Annotated in this window: 1 protein-coding gene and 2 pseudogenes; all 3 read right to left on the minus strand. The window is 74.7% G+C overall.

Annotated elements, in window-relative coordinates; all coding sequences use genetic code 11:
* Positions 1 to 27 precede the first annotated feature (27 nt).
* Positions 28 to 4191, minus strand: a pseudogene (locus tag B4N89_RS38200) (type I polyketide synthase); the annotation flags it as partial.
* Positions 4192 to 4199: 8 nt separating this feature from the next.
* Positions 4200 to 9002: pseudogene (locus tag B4N89_RS53160) on the minus strand (SDR family NAD(P)-dependent oxidoreductase); the annotation flags it as partial.
* A gap of 155 nt (positions 9003 to 9157) precedes the next feature.
* Positions 9158 to 15946 carry a type I polyketide synthase gene (locus B4N89_RS50910; protein ID WP_201261109.1) on the minus strand — a complete coding sequence of 2263 codons (6789 nt, stop codon included), beginning with the start codon at positions 15944 to 15946 and terminating at the stop codon, positions 9158 to 9160.
* Positions 15947 to 15949: the final 3 nt, after the last annotated feature.

The following is a 15949-nucleotide window of genomic DNA, read 5'->3' on the forward strand; positions in this document are numbered from 1 at the left end:
ACGGCCGGGGCGAGCCCGGCCGCGCACTCAGCCTTCCTCGAGCCCGTCGAGCGCGAGGCGCACGAGTTCGTCGGCGTCCATCCGCGCGATCGACGCCACCACCTCCTCGGTGCGGTCGAGGGCCGGCGCGTCGCCGGTACCCGATGTGTCCGCACCCGCCGTGCCCGGAGGTGGCCCTTCGGCCGGTTCCGGAGCCAGACCCGCGAGCAGTCGACGCGCCAGGTCGACGGACGTGGGGTAGTCGAAGACCAGCGTCGCGGGCAGCCGCAGTCCGGTGTCGGCGGTGAGGCGGTTGCGCAGTTCCACGGCGGTGAGCGAATCGAAGCCGAGGTCGCGGAAGGCCCGGTCCGGATCCACCGCGCCCGCCGACCCGTGGCCCAGCACCGCGGCGACCTGCGCGCGGACCATGTCGACGAGGACGTCCTCCCGGTCCGTCGCGGACAGTCCGGACAACCGCCGCCCGAGCGAGGGCCCCGAGCCCGTCGTCTCGTCCGCCGCCACCCGCCGAGCCGGCCTCCGGGCGGGAGCGCGCGGCACATCGCCACCGATCGCCCGCTCGACCCGAACCCGGCGCATCTCCACGGACTCGGCACGCAACACCGGAGCACCCGTGCCGTCGGCCGCCAGCACGGTGACCGCGTCCACACCCCGGGGAACGAGTCGCACGCGCAGCCGTCGTGCCCCCGAGGCGTGCAGCGAGACGCCACGCCAGACACACGGCAGCGGGACCCCGTCGCCCGGAGCGCCCGACTCGATCCGGTCGTACGCCCGGAGCGCGAGGTCGAGCAACACCGGATGCAGGCCGTAGCGCCCGGCCTCGGCACGCTCCCGCTCACCGAGCACGACCTCCGCGTACACCTCCTCGCCCACCCGCCAGGCCTGTTCCGGACCCTGGAAGGCGGGCCCGTACGGGCGGCCGCCTGCCCGAGCCCGATCCCGGACGGCATCGGTGTCCACCGCGACCGCATCGGTCGGCGGCCAGGTGGTGAGGTCGAAGTCCGCCGCGGTGCCCCGCGGATCGAGTACGGCGGTGGCGTTGCGCTGCCAACCGCCTTCGGCCGAGCCGCCGTTGCCGACCGGGCGGGAGTGCACGGTCAGTTCGCGACGGCCCGTCCCGTCCGGCGGGTCCACCACGACCTGTAGCCGCACTCCGCCGGTCGGCGGCAGGATCAGCGGCGCGTCGAGGTCGAGTTCGTCGACACGGCCGCAGCCCACCTCGTCGGCCACCCGGATCGCCAGTTCCACCAGGGCCGTCGCGGGCAGCACGGCGGCGTCGCCGATGGCGTGTTCCGCGACCCAGGGGTGCGTACGCGCCGAGATCGACCCGGTCAGCACCGACCGGCCGAGGCCGGACAGGGTGGTTCCGGCGCGCAGCAGCGGATGGTCCACGGGGGCGAGGCCGACCTCGTCCGCGCCGGCCCGGCCACCGCCGGATTCCAGCCAGTAGTGCCGGTGCCGGAACGCGTACGTCGGCAGCGGTACCCGCCGTCCGAATCCGGCGCCCAGGACCGCGTTCCACGCCACCGGCAGCCCGTGCACGTGGGCTTCCGCGAGCGAGCCGAGGAAACGGGCGACGTCCGGCCGGCCGCGGCGCAGCGTGCCGAGCGCGACCGCGGTGCGGTCCGTTTCGTCCAGCATCTGCTCGATGCCCGGTACCAGCAGGGGATTCGGGCTGACCTCGACGAAGGCGGTGTGTCCGGCGTCGACGAGGCCGCGTACGGTCTCCTCGAAGCGCACGGTCTGCCGCAGGTTGCGATACCAGTAGTCGGCGTCGAGGCCGGTGGTGTCGTACCGGCCGGCGGTGACCGTCGAGTGGAACGGGATGCGGGCCGGGCGCGGTTCGATCCCGGTGAGGACGTCGACCAGCCGGTCACGGATCTCCTCCACCTGGGGGCTGTGCGAGGCGTACGTGGTGGGGATGCGCCAGTGGCGGATGCGCTCGGCCGCGTATTGCGCCGTGAGTTCGTCGAGGGCGGCGGTGTCGCCGGAGATCCCGGTGGAACCGGGGCCGTTGATCACGGCGATCGACAACCGGCCGGGCCACCGTCGCAACCGCGTGGCGACCCGGGCGGCGGATTCCCCGACGGAGAGCACGCCGCCGCGGCCGGCCAATACGGCGACGGTTTTGCCGCGTAGGGCGACGACCTTCGCGGAGTCGGCCAGGCTCAGGGCGCCCGCGACGTAGGCGGCGGCGATCTCCCCCTGCGAGTGGCCGACCACGGCGGCGGGTTCGACGCCGCAGGCGCGCCACAGTTCGGCCAGCGCGATCATCACCGCCCACAACACCGCCGGCAGGACGTCGACGCGGGTCATCCACGCCCGCGCGGTGTCGGCGTCGGCGCGCAGCAACTCTTCGAGGGACCAGTCCACATGCGGTGCGAGGGCCTGCTCGCACGCCGCTATCTGCGCGGCGAACACCGGCGCGCGGTCGAGTAGTTCGACCGCCATCCCGTACCACTCGGAGCCCTGGCCGGGGAAGACGAACACGACGCGTTCGCCGTATCGGGCCTGGCCCTTGGTCACCGCGGCGGTCGGGGTGCCGGCGGCGAGGCCCGCCAGCGCCTCTCTCAGTCGGTCACGGCCGCCGACCCGAACCACGGCGCGGTGGTCCAGCGCGGACCGGGTGGCGTGCAGGGAGTGGGCCAGGTCGGGCAGTGTGGCGTCCCGGCCGGCGTCGGTGTCCAAGTGGGCGTCCAGGCGCGCGGCCTGGGCCCGCAGGCCCTCGGGACTGTCCGCGGACAGGACGAACGGCAGTACGGCGGGGTCGGGCAACACCGGTGCGCCGGGCTCCCCTTCCGCGCCGGCGACCGGGGCCGCCTCGGGGGCCTGTTCGAGGATCAGGTGCGCGTTGGTACCGCTGATCCCGAAGGACGACACGCCCGCGCGGCGCGGTGTTCCCTCGCCGGGCCAACTCCTGGCCTCGGCGAGTACTTCGACGGCGCCCGCGCTCCAGTCGACGTGCGGGGTCGGCGCATCCACGTGCAGCGTCCCGGGCAGCACGCCGTGGCGCATCGCCATCACCATCTTGATGACCCCGGCCGCGCCGGCGGCGGCGGCGGTGTGGCCGATGTTGGATTTCACCGAGCCGATCCACAGCGGCCGTTCGAAGTCCCGGCCGCCGCCGTAGGTGGCGATCAGCGCCCGGGCCTCGATCGGGTCGCCGAGCCGGGTGCCGGTGCCGTGCGCCTCCACCGCGTCGATGTCGGCGGGAGCCAGGCCCGCGTTCGCCAACGCCGCCTCGATCACCCGCCGTTGTGCGGGGCCGTTGGGGGCGGTGAGGCCGTTGCTCGCGCCGTCCTGGTTGACCGCGCTGCCGCGTACCACGGCCAGTACGGGGTGGCCCCTGCGGCGCGCGTCGCTCAGCCGCTCGACCAGGAGCATCCCGACCCCCTCGGCCCACCCGGTGCCGTCGGCCGCGGCGGCGAACGACTTGCACCGGCCGTCGGCGGACAACACGCCCTGCCGGCTGAACTCGACGAAGACGGCCGGGTTCACGATGACGCTCGCCCCGCCCGCGAGCGCCATCGTGCACTCGCCGCCCCGCAGCGCCCGCACGGCGAGGTGCAGCGCCACCAGCGAGGACGAACACGCGGTGTCCACGGTCAGCGACGGGCCTTCCAGGCCGAGCACGTAGGACACCCGGCCCGACATCGCGCTGCCGACCCCGCCGGTGAGCGCGTATCCCTCGACCCCGTCGGGCAGGCGCTCGACCCCGAAGCCGTAGCCGCTGGGGGTGCCGCCGACGAAGACTCCGGTGGAACTGCCCTTCAGGGCGCGCCGATCGATCCCGGCCCGCTCGAACGCCTCCCACGAGGTCTCCAGGAGCAACCGCTGCTGCGGGTCCATGACCAGCGCCTCGTGCGGCGAGATCCCGAAGAATCCGGGATCGAACTCGCCCGCTTCGGCCAGGAATCCGCCCTCCCGCGTATAACTGGTGCCCCGGTGTTCGGGGTCGGGGTGGTACAGGTCGTCCACTGCCCAGCCGCGATCGTTCGGGAAGCCGCTCACCGCGTCCACGCCGTCGGCCACCAGCCGCCACAGGTCCTCGGGCGAGCGCACGCCGCCGGGGTAGCGGCAGGCCATACCGATCACGGCGATCGGCTCGGGTGGCCGCTCCAACTCGGCGATGCGGGCGCGGGCCCGCTGAAGGTCGACGATCGCGCGCTTGAGGTAGTCCCGCAGTCGGTCTTCGCCGCCGCTCATGAGTGGTCACCTTTCGGGGCCTGCCCGGGGGTTTCGAGATGGTGGTCGAGCAGGGCGAACAGTTCGTCGTCGGAGGCGGCCTCGACGCCGGCTCCGTCGAGGCTCGTGGTGTCGTGCCGGTCGAGGGCGCCGAGCCGTTCGACGAAGCGCCGCATGCGCAGCGCGACCCGAGCCCGGACCTGCGGGTCCTCGTCGGCCACCCGGTCGAACGCGGCCTCCAGGCTGTCGAGTTCCGCCAGCACCGGGATGAGTACCGACTCGTCGCCGTCGGTCAGCGCGGCCCGCAGCCGGGCGGCCAGGGCAACGGGTGTCGGATGGTCGAACACCAGCGTGCTCGGCAGCTCGACGCCGGTCGCCCGACCGAGCCGGTCGCGCAGGTCGACGGCGGTCAGCGAGTCGAAGCCCAGGTCGCCGAACGCCTGGTCGGCCCGGATCCGCTCGGTCGAGGCGTGGCCAAGGACGGCCGCGACCTGTCGGCGTACGAGGTCGAGCAGGATCGTCTCGCGTTCCGCCGGTCCCGCCGCGGCCAACCGCCCGACAAGGCCCGGGTCCGCCGAGCCGGCGCCGGTGGCCGGTGCGGCGAGCGCGGCGTCGACCTCGGGCAGGCCGCGGAGCAGCGGGCTCGGGCGCGACGACGTGAAACTCGCGGCGAAGGCGCGCCAGTCGACGTCGGCGACGACCACATCGGCGTCGTCCCGGCCCACGGCGCGGGCCATCGCGGCTACCGCGGCCTGTGGGTCCATCGCGCGCAGGCCGAGCCGGGCGAGCCGGTCCCCGTCGGCCTGCTCGACCATGCCGCCCCCGGCCCACGGGCCCCAGGCGATCGACGTGGCGACCAGGCCGCGCGCGCGACGGTCCCGCGCGATCGCGTCGAGGTGTGCGTTGGCGGCCGCGTAGATGGCCTGGCCGCCGCTGCCCCAGATGCCGGCGATCGACGAGAAGAGCACGAAGGCCGCCAGCGGGCGCTCGCCCAGCACGGCGTCCAGGTGGGCGGCGCCGGCGGCCTTGCCCGCGATCACGCGCGCCGCCTCGACCGGATCGGTGTCCGCGATCAGGGCGGCCTGGACCACCCCGGCGGCGTGTACCACCGCACTCAGCGGCGGCCCGTCGGCGTCGATCCGCCCGATCAGACGCTCCACGGCGTGCCGGTCGGCCGTGTCGCACCTCTCGATCAGCACGGCGACGCCGAGGGCGGACAGTTCGGCCGCGAGGTCTTGCGCGCCCGGGGCCCGCGCACCCCGACGCGCGGCCAGGACCACACGTTCCGCGCCCGCGCCCGCCGCCCAGCGCGCCACCCGGGCGCCGAGGCCGCCGGTGCCGCCGGTGATCAGTACCGTGCCGGCGGGCCGCCAGGGCCGGTCGGCGGTTCCGGCGGCGGGCGCGCGGACCAGGCGGCGCACGTGGACGCCGTCGGCACGGATCGCCACCTGGTCCTCGGCGGCGTGCGCGAGCACGGCGGCGAGCCGGGACCGGACGGCGTCGGACTCCTCCGCGACGGCGTCGACCGCGGGCCGCGTGGGGTCGGGGAGGTCCACGAGACCGCCCCAGAGGCCGGGCAGTTCGAGCGCGGCGGTACGGCCGAAGCCCCAGATCCGGGCCTGGTCGGCGGAGCCGAGCGGGTCACGCTCCGCGACGGACACCGCGCCGGAGGTCAGGCACCACAATCTGCCTCCGGGTCGGGTGTCGGCGAATGCCCGGACGAGGGCGAGGGTGGCCGCCAAGCCGTGGGTGAGCCCCGGCAGGTCGGCGCGTTCGCCCGGCAGGTCGGACAGGAGCGAGAGCACACCGTCGAGTGGGCCGAGGCGGCGCAGGTGCTCGGCGAGGACGCCGCGATCGCACTGCGCCGCGTCGACCCGAAGCGGGATCACGGCGGCACCGCGCCCTTCGAGCGCTTGCACGCATGCGTTGGCATACGGGCTCGTCGCATGGCTCAGCACGAGCCAGGTGCCGGACGGTTCGACGCCGGATCGTTCGGTCCACGGGGCCCATTCGGCGCGATAGCGCCACCTGTCCGGGTCTCCGGTCGTGCGCGTGTCGGGCAACGGGTCGAGCCAGTAGCGCTGTCGCTGGAACGGGTAGGTGGGCAGGTCGACCGCCGCACCGCGCCCGGTGAGCAGTGCGGACCAGTCGACGGGTGTCCCGTACGCGTGCAGCGCACCCAAAGCGGCGATGAGCGTGGCCCGTTCCGGCCGATCCCGGCGAAGCAGCGCGGCGGTGGGCGTCTCGTCGGCCGGTGCCTCGTCGGCCGGCCGGACGGCCGGGCCGAGGCATTCGCGGGCCATCGCGGTCGGCGTCCCGTCGGGCCCGACGTCGACCAGTACGAGGTCGCCCAAAGCCCGCGCCGAGGCGACACAGTCCGCGAAGCGGACCGGTTCGCGTACCTGGCGCAGCCAGTAGTCCGGGCTCGCCAGCTCGCCGTCGCCGGCCACGGCGCCGGTGAGGTTGGACAACATCGGGGTCTGCGGGTCGGCGTAGGAGACGCCCTCCAGCACGGCGCGGAAGTCGGCCAGTATCGGCTCCATCCGCGCCGAGTGGAACGCGTGCCCGACCCGGAGCCGCCTGGTTCGCCGCCCCCGCTCCGCGAAGCGCGCGGCCACCGCCAGTACGGCGCCCTCGTCCCCCGAAACCACCACGGACGCCGGCCCGTTCACCGCGGCCACACTCACCGTGCCGCGCCCGTCCAGGACGCCGCGCACCTCGTCCTCCGCGGCCCGCACCGCGACCATCGCCCCACCCGCAGGCAGCGCCTGCATCAACCGCCCCCGCGCCGCCACGACCGTCGCCGCATCCGCAAGCGACCACACACCGGCGACATGCGCGGCGGCCAACTCCCCGATCGAATGGCCCAGCAGCAACTCCGCCCGCACACCGAACGATTCGACCAGGCGGAACAGCGCGCACTCCACCGCGAACAAGCCGGCCTGGGCGAACACCGTCTCGTCCAGGAGCCCTTCGGTGCCCTCCGTCCCGAAGACCACGTCCCGCACCGAATACGCCACGTGCCCGGCCAACCGGTCGTCCAACGCGGACACGGCCTCGTCGAAGGCCGCCGCGAACACCGGGTACGCGGCGTGCAGTTCCCGTCCCATCCCGACGCGCTGACCGCCCTGCCCGCCGAAGAGGAACACCGGTCGGCGGTCGGCCCGTGCGCGGCCGACGGTGACGGTGCCGATCGGGTCTCCTGTCGCGAGGGCGGCAAGGCCGGTGAGCAACTCGGCGCGGTCCACGGCCGTCACCACCGCCCGGTGCTCCAGTGCGGCGCGGCTGCCGGCCAGCGCGGCGGCGAGGTCGTCCGGGGCGATCCCGGCGCCTTCGCCGGTGAGGTGCGTGTGCAGCCGTTCGGCCTGGGCGGGAAGCGCCTGCGGTGTCGTGGCCGAGAGCAGGTACGGCAGTACGCCCGGGTCGACCCGCGCATCGGCGCTCGGCGCGTCGGCCGGCTCGGGCGGGCGGTATTCGAGCACGGTGTGTGCGTTCGTCCCGCTGATCCCGAACGACGACACGGCGGCCCGACGCGGCCGGCCCGTCTCCGGCCACGGACGCGCCTCGGTCGACAACTCCACCGTGCCGGCGGACCAGTCCACGTGTGGCGTCGGCGCATCGACGTGCAGCGTCTTCGGCAGCACGCCGTGCCGCATCGCCAACACCATCTTGATCACTCCGGCCACGCCCGCGGCGGCGGTGGTGTGGCCGATGTTGGACTTGAGCGAGCCCAATCGGACCGGCTCGTCCGCGTGGTGTTCCCGGCCGTAGGTGGCGATCAGGGCTTGGGCCTCGATCGGGTCGCCGAGCGGGGTGCCGGTGCCGTGTGCCTCGACGGCGTCCACGTCCCGCGCGTTCAGTCGGGCGTTCGCCAACGCCTTCCGGATCACCCGCTGTTGCGCGGGCCCGCTGGGCGCGGTCAGGCCGTTGCTCGCGCCGTCCTGGTTGACGGCCGAGCCGAGGATGGTCGCCAGCACGCGGTGGCCGTTGCGGCGCGCGTCGGACAGTCGTTCGACAAGCAGCATGCCGATACCCTCCGACCAGCCGGTACCGTCGGCGGCGGCCGCGAACGGCTTGCACCGGCCGTCGGCGGCGAGCACCCGCTGCCGGCTGAACTCCACGAACGCCGCCGGGTTCGCGTACACCGTGACACCTCCGGCCAGCGCCATGGAGCATTCCCCGCCACGCAGCGCCCGACCGGCCAGGTGCAGCGCGACCAGCGAGGACGAGCAGGCGGTGTCGACCGTGATCGCCGGGCCCTCCAGGCCGAAGGTGTAGGCGAGGCGGCCGGAGGCGACGCTCGCGGTATTCCCGGTGCCGAGGTAGCCGCCGAGTTCGTCGGGCACCCGCATTCCCGTCGGGTAGCCGATGTCGACGGCGCCCACGAACACGCCGGTGTCGGAGCCGCGCAGTGTGGCGGGATCGATCCCGGCCCGTTCGAACACCTCCCAGGAGGTCTCCAGGAGGAGGCGCTGTTGCGGGTCCATCGCCAACGCCTCGCGCGGCGAGATGCCGAAGAAGCCCGCGTCGAAGTCGGTCGCGTGCTCGACGAAACCGCCCGAGCGCACGTAGCTGGTGCCGGAATGGTCGGGGTCGGGGTGGTAGAGCCCGTCCAGCGGCCATCCCCGGTCGGTGGGGAAGTCGGTCAGTCCGTCGCGGCCGTCGGCCAGCATGCGCCACAGGTCCTCGGGTGAGCCGACGCCGCCCGGGAAGCGGCAGGCCATACCGACGATCGCGATCGGCTCCCTCTCCCGCTCCTCCACGCGACGCAACTCCGCGCGCGCGTCATGCAGTTCCGCGGCCACGCGCTTGAGGTAGCCGACCAGCTTCCGATTGTCCGGCGGGTCGCGGTCCGGCATGGTCGTGTCGATCCTTCCTGGGCTGTACGGGCTGTACGGGCTGTACGGCTGTACGGCTGTACGGCTGTACGGGCCATACGGGCTCTACGGGCTGAACAGAGCCGGGCGAACCGGGTTCAGGGCGAACCGAGTTCACGGTCGATGAAGTCCAGCACCTCGTCCGCGCTCGCCTCCTCGAGCCGCGCGGCGACGGATGTCGAGGCGGCTCCGGCGGCGTACTCCTCTCGGCCGCGCCACTCGGTGCGCAGCCGGTCGAGCCGGCCGGCGATCTCGGCGCGGTCGTCCTCGTCGGCCCGCACCTCGGCGAGCCGGACGGCCAGGCGGTCGAGTTCGGCGAGCAGTGCGGGTACTACGGCGGGGGTGTCGGTGTCGGGGACGAGTTCGGCGTACAGGTGGTCCGCGAGGTCGGCCGGAGTCGGGTGGTCGAAGACCAGGGTGGCGGGCAGCCGCAGGTCGGTGGCGGCGTCCAGGCGGTTGCGCAGTTCCACGGCGGTCAGCGAGTCGAAGCCGATGTCGGTGAAGCCTCGGTAAGGGTCCACCGCGTCCGCGCCGCCGAGGCCCAGCACGGTAGCCGCGTGGCCGCGGACCAGGTCGATCAGCAGCCTGCGCCGGTCCGCCTCGGTCGACGCGGCCAGGCGCCGCCCCAGATCGGCGGCCGGCTCCGCTCGGGCGGTGGTGCGGGCACTTCGCCGCCCCGGGCCGCGCACCAGGCCGCGCAGCACGGCGGGCACCGGGCCGGCGCCGCGTTCCAGGGCCGCGCCGTCGAAACGCAGCGGCAGCAGCAGCGGATCAGGCAGGTTCGTGGCGGCATCGAACAGGGCCAACCCCTGCGCGGCGGACAACGGCACCATCCCGGAGCGCGCCGCCCTGGCCCGGTCGGCCGGACCGAGGCCGGCGGTGATCCCGCTCGCCTGGTCCCACAACCCCCAGGCCAGCGACGCGCCGGGCAGCCCGGCCGCCCGGCGGTGGTGGGCCAGTGCGTCCAGGAAGGTATTGGCCGCCGCGTAGGCGCCCTGTCCCGCGCCGCCGAGCACCCCGGCCACCGACGAGTACAGCACGAACATCGCGAGGTCCGCGTCGGCGGTCAGCCGGTGCAGGTTCATCGCGCCGTCGATCTTCGGGCGCAACACCCGGCGCAGCCCGTCGCCGGTCATGGACGTGACGACACCGTCCTCGACCACGCCGGCGGCGTGCACGACGGCCGTCAGGGGATGCGCGGCGGGCACCCGGCCCAGTACGTCGGCCAGTTGCTCCCGGTCGGCGACGTCGCAGGCGACGATCTCGACGTGCCGGGCGCCCAGCCGGCACAGTTCCTCGCGCAGTGCCCGCGCGCCCGGGGCCCGCTCGCCGGCCCGACCGGTGAGCAGCAGGTGTTCGGCGCCGTGCTCGGTCACCAGGTGCCGGGCCAGCAGGCCGCCGAGGGCGCCGGTGCCCCCGGTGATCAGTACGGTGCCGTCGGGGTCGGGTGCGGCGGGCACGGTCAGCACGATCTTGCCGATGTGCCTGGCCTGGCTCATGTACCGGTACGCGTGCGCAGCCTCCCGGATGTCCCAGGTGCGCACCGGGAGCAGGTGCAGGGCGCCGCCCTCGACGAGGTCGACGATCTCGGTGAGGATGCGGCCGATGCGCTCGGGGCCGGGGTCGACGAAGGGGTGGTAGGTCACCCCCGGGTACCGCGCGGCGACGGCTTCGGGGTCGCGCCGGTCCGTCTTGCCGAGTTCCACCAGCCGGCCGCCGGGTGCCAGCAGGCGCAGCGAGGCGTCCACGTACTCCCGGGCCAGCGCGTTGAGGACGACGTCGACGCCGCGGCCGTCCCCCGCGCCGGCGAAGGCGTGCTCGAAGTCGAGCGAGCGGGAGGAGGCGATGTGCCGGTCGTCCAGGCCGAGTTCGCGTAGAATGTCCCACTTGCCGGGGCTCGCCGTGGCGTAGACCTCGGCGCCGAGGTGTCGGGCCAGTTGTACGGCGGCCATGCCCACGCCGCCGGCGGCCGCGTGGATCAGGACGGATTCGCCCGGCTTGAGGTCGGCGACCTCGAACAGGGCGTGGTGGGCGGTTTGGAAGGCGACCGGCATGCCGGCGGCCTCGGCGAACGTCCATCCCGCCGGAATGCGCACGACGGCCCGGTGGTCGACGACGGCGACCGGGCCTAGCGCGGCGGGCACCCGGCCCGTCACGCGGTCGCCGGGTCGCCGGTCGCCAACGGCCGAGCCGACTTCGGTGACGATCCCGGCGGCCTCGGTGCCCATGCCGACGTGCGCGGGTACCACGCCCAGACCGACCAGCACGTCGCGGAAGTTGAGGCCGGCGGCGCGGACCGCGAGCCGGATCTCGTGCGGGGCGAGCGGGCGGGCGGCGTCCGGGAAGGGCAGCGGCGCGAGGCGGTCCAGGTCGCCCGCGCCGGTGGTGTCGAGCACCCAGGGGCCGTCGGGGGCGAGGGGCAGCAGTCCGGAATCGTCGCCCCGGACGATCCTCGGGACCAGCGCCGCGCCCGCGCGCAGTGCGATCTGCGACTCGCCGGCGGCGAACGCCGTCCGGACGGCGTCGGGCAGCGTGGTCGGTGTGTCGGCGTCCGGGTCGATGTCGACGAGCAGGAAGCGCCCCGGGTGTTCGGCCTGTACCGAACACAGTAGGCCCCGGACGGACGCGTTGGCCGGGTCGGCGACGCCCTCACCGGGGCGGGCCGCGACGGCGCCGCGCGTGAGGACGACCAGGCGGGTCGCCGCCCACGCGGGGTGCGCCAACCACTGTCGGACGGTGTGCAGCATGCGCTCCACGGCCCGGCCGGCCGAGTCGGGCAGTGCCGCCGGGGGCTCGGGGGCGAGCGGGAGCAGGACCACCGCCGGGGCCACGGACTCGTCGGCGAGCGCCGCGAGTTCGGGATGCTCACGCGCCGCGATCCCGGCCCGCTCCAGTGCGCCGCCCACGCCGAAGGGATCGGGGGCGAGCACGGCCCACGGGCCGCCGGCCGGGTCCTGCGGCCGCTCGGGTGCGGCGAGCGGGATCCAGTCGAGCCGGTACAGCTCGCCGCCGGCCGTCTCGGCGGGGCCGGTGGGGTGGGTGGGGCGGGTCACCAGTTCGCGGACCGAGACGACGGGGTTGCCGGCGCCGTCGGCGGCGACCAGTTCGACCGCGTCGGCGCCGGTGACCGACATGCGTACGCGCAGTGCCCCGGCGCCGACGGCGTGCACGCTCACCCCGCGCCAGGAGAACACCAGTCGCGGCTGCCCGGGATCGTGCCCGTGCTCGATCAGGCCGCCGGCGTGCAGGGCGGCGTCGAACAGCGCCGGGTGCAGGAGGAAGCCGGCTGCCTCGTCACGGCGTTCGGCGGGGAGGGACACCTCGGCGTACACGTGGTCGTCGAGCCGCCAGGCGGCGCGCAGACCGCGGAAGGACGGGCCATAGCCGAAGCCGCCGGCCGCGAGGTCGGCGTAGAAGCCGCCGAGGTCGACCGGTTCGGCCCCGGGTGGCGGCCACGGCCCCGAGGTGACGGGATCCGCGTCGGGCGCGGTCTCGACGGCGGCTTCGGACGTGAGTACGCCGACCGCGTGCCGGGTCCACGCGTCGTTCGTACCCGACCCGTGACCACCGCCGTCCTCGCACCGGGAGTGCACCTCCACCCGACGGCGGCCGGCCTCTTCGACCGGTCCGACCGTGACCTGGATCCACACCGCGTCGTCCTCGGGAACGACGAGCGGTGCCTCCACCATGAGTTCGGCCACGTGCGGGCAGCCCACCCGGTCACCGGCCCGGATCGCGACCTCCACGAACGCGGTGCCGGGGAAGAGCACGCTGCCGCCGACGGCGTGGTCCGCCAACCACGGGTGGGTACGTCGGGACAGGCGTCCGGTGAGGACCGGTCCGTCGCCGGCCGCCAGGCTCAGTTCGGCGCCGAGCAGCGGGTGACCGGTGGCGGTCGCCCCCGGGCCGGCCCCCATCGGCGCGCCCGCGTCGACGTCGAGCCAGTATCGCCTGCGGCGGAACGCGTAGGTCGGCAGGTCGATCCGACGGGCGCCGGTGCCGGCGAAGAACCGCTCGCCGTCGATCCGGCTGCCGCAGGCGTGCAGGGCGCCGAGGGCGTGCACCGCGGTGACCGCCTCCGGTCGGCCCCGGCGCAGGGCCGGGACGCAGACCGGGATCGCGGCGGATCCGGACGACCGGGTGGCCAGGAAGTCCCGGGCGAGCGCGGTCAGCACCCCGTCCGGGCCCAGTTCGATCAGCGCGGTCGCGCCCGCGTCGGCAAGTGCGGCGACGCCGTCGGCGAACCGGACCGTCCCGCGCACGTGCCGGACCCAATAGTCCGCGCTGCCCGCCTCCTCCGCCGTGAGGGGGCGGCCGCTCAGGTCGGAGATCACCGGGATGCGCGGGGCCGACGCCGAGACGCTCGCCGCCACCTTGCGGAACCGATCGGACAGGCCGTCCATGTGCGCACTGTGGAACGCGTGGCTCGTGGCCAACCGTCGGGTTCGCCGGCCCTGTTCGGCGAATCGCCGGGCCAGCGCGAGCACCGGCTCGGTGTCGCCGGAGACCACGACGGCGGCCGGGCCGTTGACCGCCGCCACGTCCGCCGCGACGCCGTGCTCGGCGATCGCGGCGCGGATCTCCGCCTCGCTCGCGGCGACCGCGACCATCGCGCCGCGGGAGGGCAATTCCTGCATCGCGAGCGCACGGGCCGCGATCAGCGCCGCGGCGTCGGGCAGCGGCCATACCCCGGCCAGGTGGGCGGCCGACAACTCGCCGATCGAGTGCCCGAGCAGCAACTCCGGTCGCACGCCCCACGATTCGTAGAGTCGGAAGAGGGCGACCTGGAGCGCGAACAGGCCGGTCTGCGCGTAGACGGTCCGTCCGAGCAGTTCCCCCGCGCCCGGATCGTCGACGCTCAGCACGACCTCGGCCAGCGGCCGTTCGACGTGTCCGGCCAGCCGGGCGTCCAGTTCCCGGGCCACCGCGTCGAAGGCGCTCGCGAACACCGGCCAGGCCGCGTACAGTTCCCGGCCCATGCCCGGACGCGGGCTGCCCTGGCCCGTGAACAGGAAGGCCACACGGGAGTCTTGGCCGACCCGACCGCGCACGACGCGGGTCGAGTCCTCGCCCCGAGCCAGCGTGTCGAGCCCGGCGAGCAGGTCGTCGGAACCGGTGCCCACGACGACGGCACGGGAGTCGAGGGCGGCCCGCGACACGGCCAGCGAATAGCCCACGTCGGCCGGACGAAACCCCGGCCGCGCCCGCAGATGCGCGGCGAGCCGAGCGGCCTGATCCCGCAACGCCTCGTCGCCCCGGGCACCGAGAACCCACGGCAGGGCCGGCATATCCGCGCCGGTCGGCATGTCGGGTTCGCCCGGTGCCGGCTCCGCCGGTGACCGCGGCGCCTCCTCCACGATCACGTGTGCGTTGGTGCCGCTCACGCCGAAGGAGGAGACCCCGGCCCGGCGCGGACGGCCGTCGCTCGGCCAGGGGTGGGCCCGGGTGAGGAGTTCGACGCCGCCGGACGACCAGTCGACGTGCGGGGTCGGCTCGTCCACGTGCAGTGTTCGCGGCAGCAGTTCGTGCCGCATGGCCTCGATCATCTTGATCACGCCGGCCACGCCCGCCGCCGCGCCGGTGTGGCCGATGTTGGACTTGACCGCGCCGAGGCGCAGCGGTCGTCCGGCGGGCCGGTCGCGGCCGTAGGTGGCCAGCAGGGCCCGTGCCTCGATCGGGTCGCCCAGGACCGTACCGGTGCCGTGTGCCTCGACCGCGTCGACGTCGTGGGCATTCAGCCGTGCGGAGTCGAGGGCTTGGCGGATGACCCGTTCCTGGGCGAGGTCGTTGGGGGCGGTCAGGCCGTTGCTGGCGCCGTCCTGGTTCACCGCGCTGCCCCGGATGACGGCCAGTACGGGGTGTCCGGCCCGGACCGCGTCGCCGAGCCGTTCGAGCAGCAGCACACCCGCGCCCTCGGCCCAGCCGGTGCCGTCGGCCGCCGCGGCGAACGCCTTGCAGCGCCCGTCGGGGGCGAGGCCGCGCTGCCGGCTGAACTCGACGAAGATGCCGGGCGTGGACAGCACGGTCACCCCGCCGGCCAGTGCCATCGTGCACTCGCCGCGACGCAGCGCGTGCACGGCGAGGTGGACGGCCACGAGCGAGGACGAGCACGCGGTGTCGACCGTGACGGCCGGCCCCTCGAGGCCGAGGGTGTAGGCGACGCGCCCGGAGACGACGCTGACCATGCCGCCGGTGCCGAGGTATCCCTCGACCTCTTCCGGCACGTCGGCGATCCGCTCGGCGTAGCCGGAGGAGACGGCGCCGGCGAACACCCCGACCCGACTGCCGCCGAGCGAGGTCGGATCGATGCCGGCGCGCTCGATCACCTCCCAGGAGGTCTCCAGGAACAACCGCTGTTGCGGGTCCATGGCCAGTGCCTCGCGCGGGTTGACGCCGAACAGTTCGGCGTCGAAGTCGGCCGCGCCGGCGAGGAATCCGCCGCGCCGGGTGTACGTGTGCCCGGCTCGGGCGGGGTCCGGGTCGTAGATGCCGTCGACGTCCCAGCCGCGGTCGCGCGGGAAGTCGCCTACCGCGTCGGCCTCTTCGGCGACGAGCCGCCACAACTCCTCGGGCGTGTCCACCCCGCCGGGGTAGCGGCAGGCGGTGGCGACCACGGCGATCGGCTCGTGTGCCGCCGCCTCGACCTCGCGCAGTCTGCGGCGGGTCCGGCCGAGATCGGCGGTGGCCCGCTTGAGGTAGTCGAGGAGTTTTCCCTCGGTGGTCGACGCGTTCGTCGATGCGTCGCTCGAAGCGTTCGTGGATACGTCGCTCGAAGCGTTGGTCGAAGCGTTGGTCGATGCGTCCATCGGTGCGTCGCTCGATGCGTTGGTCGACACGCGAGCCCACTTTCGCCAGGTGGCCGGAGGGAAGCCGGAGGGAGTCCTCATACG

The organism is Embleya scabrispora (assembly GCF_002024165.1).
Classification (GTDB): domain Bacteria; phylum Actinomycetota; class Actinomycetes; order Streptomycetales; family Streptomycetaceae; genus Embleya; species Embleya scabrispora_A.

Excerpts from the sequence above, each read along its gene's own strand:
- B4N89_RS50910 (WP_201261109.1), bottom strand. The coding sequence starts at position 15,946 with ATGAGGACTCCCTCCGGCTTCCCTCCGGCCACCTGGCGAAAGTGGGCT.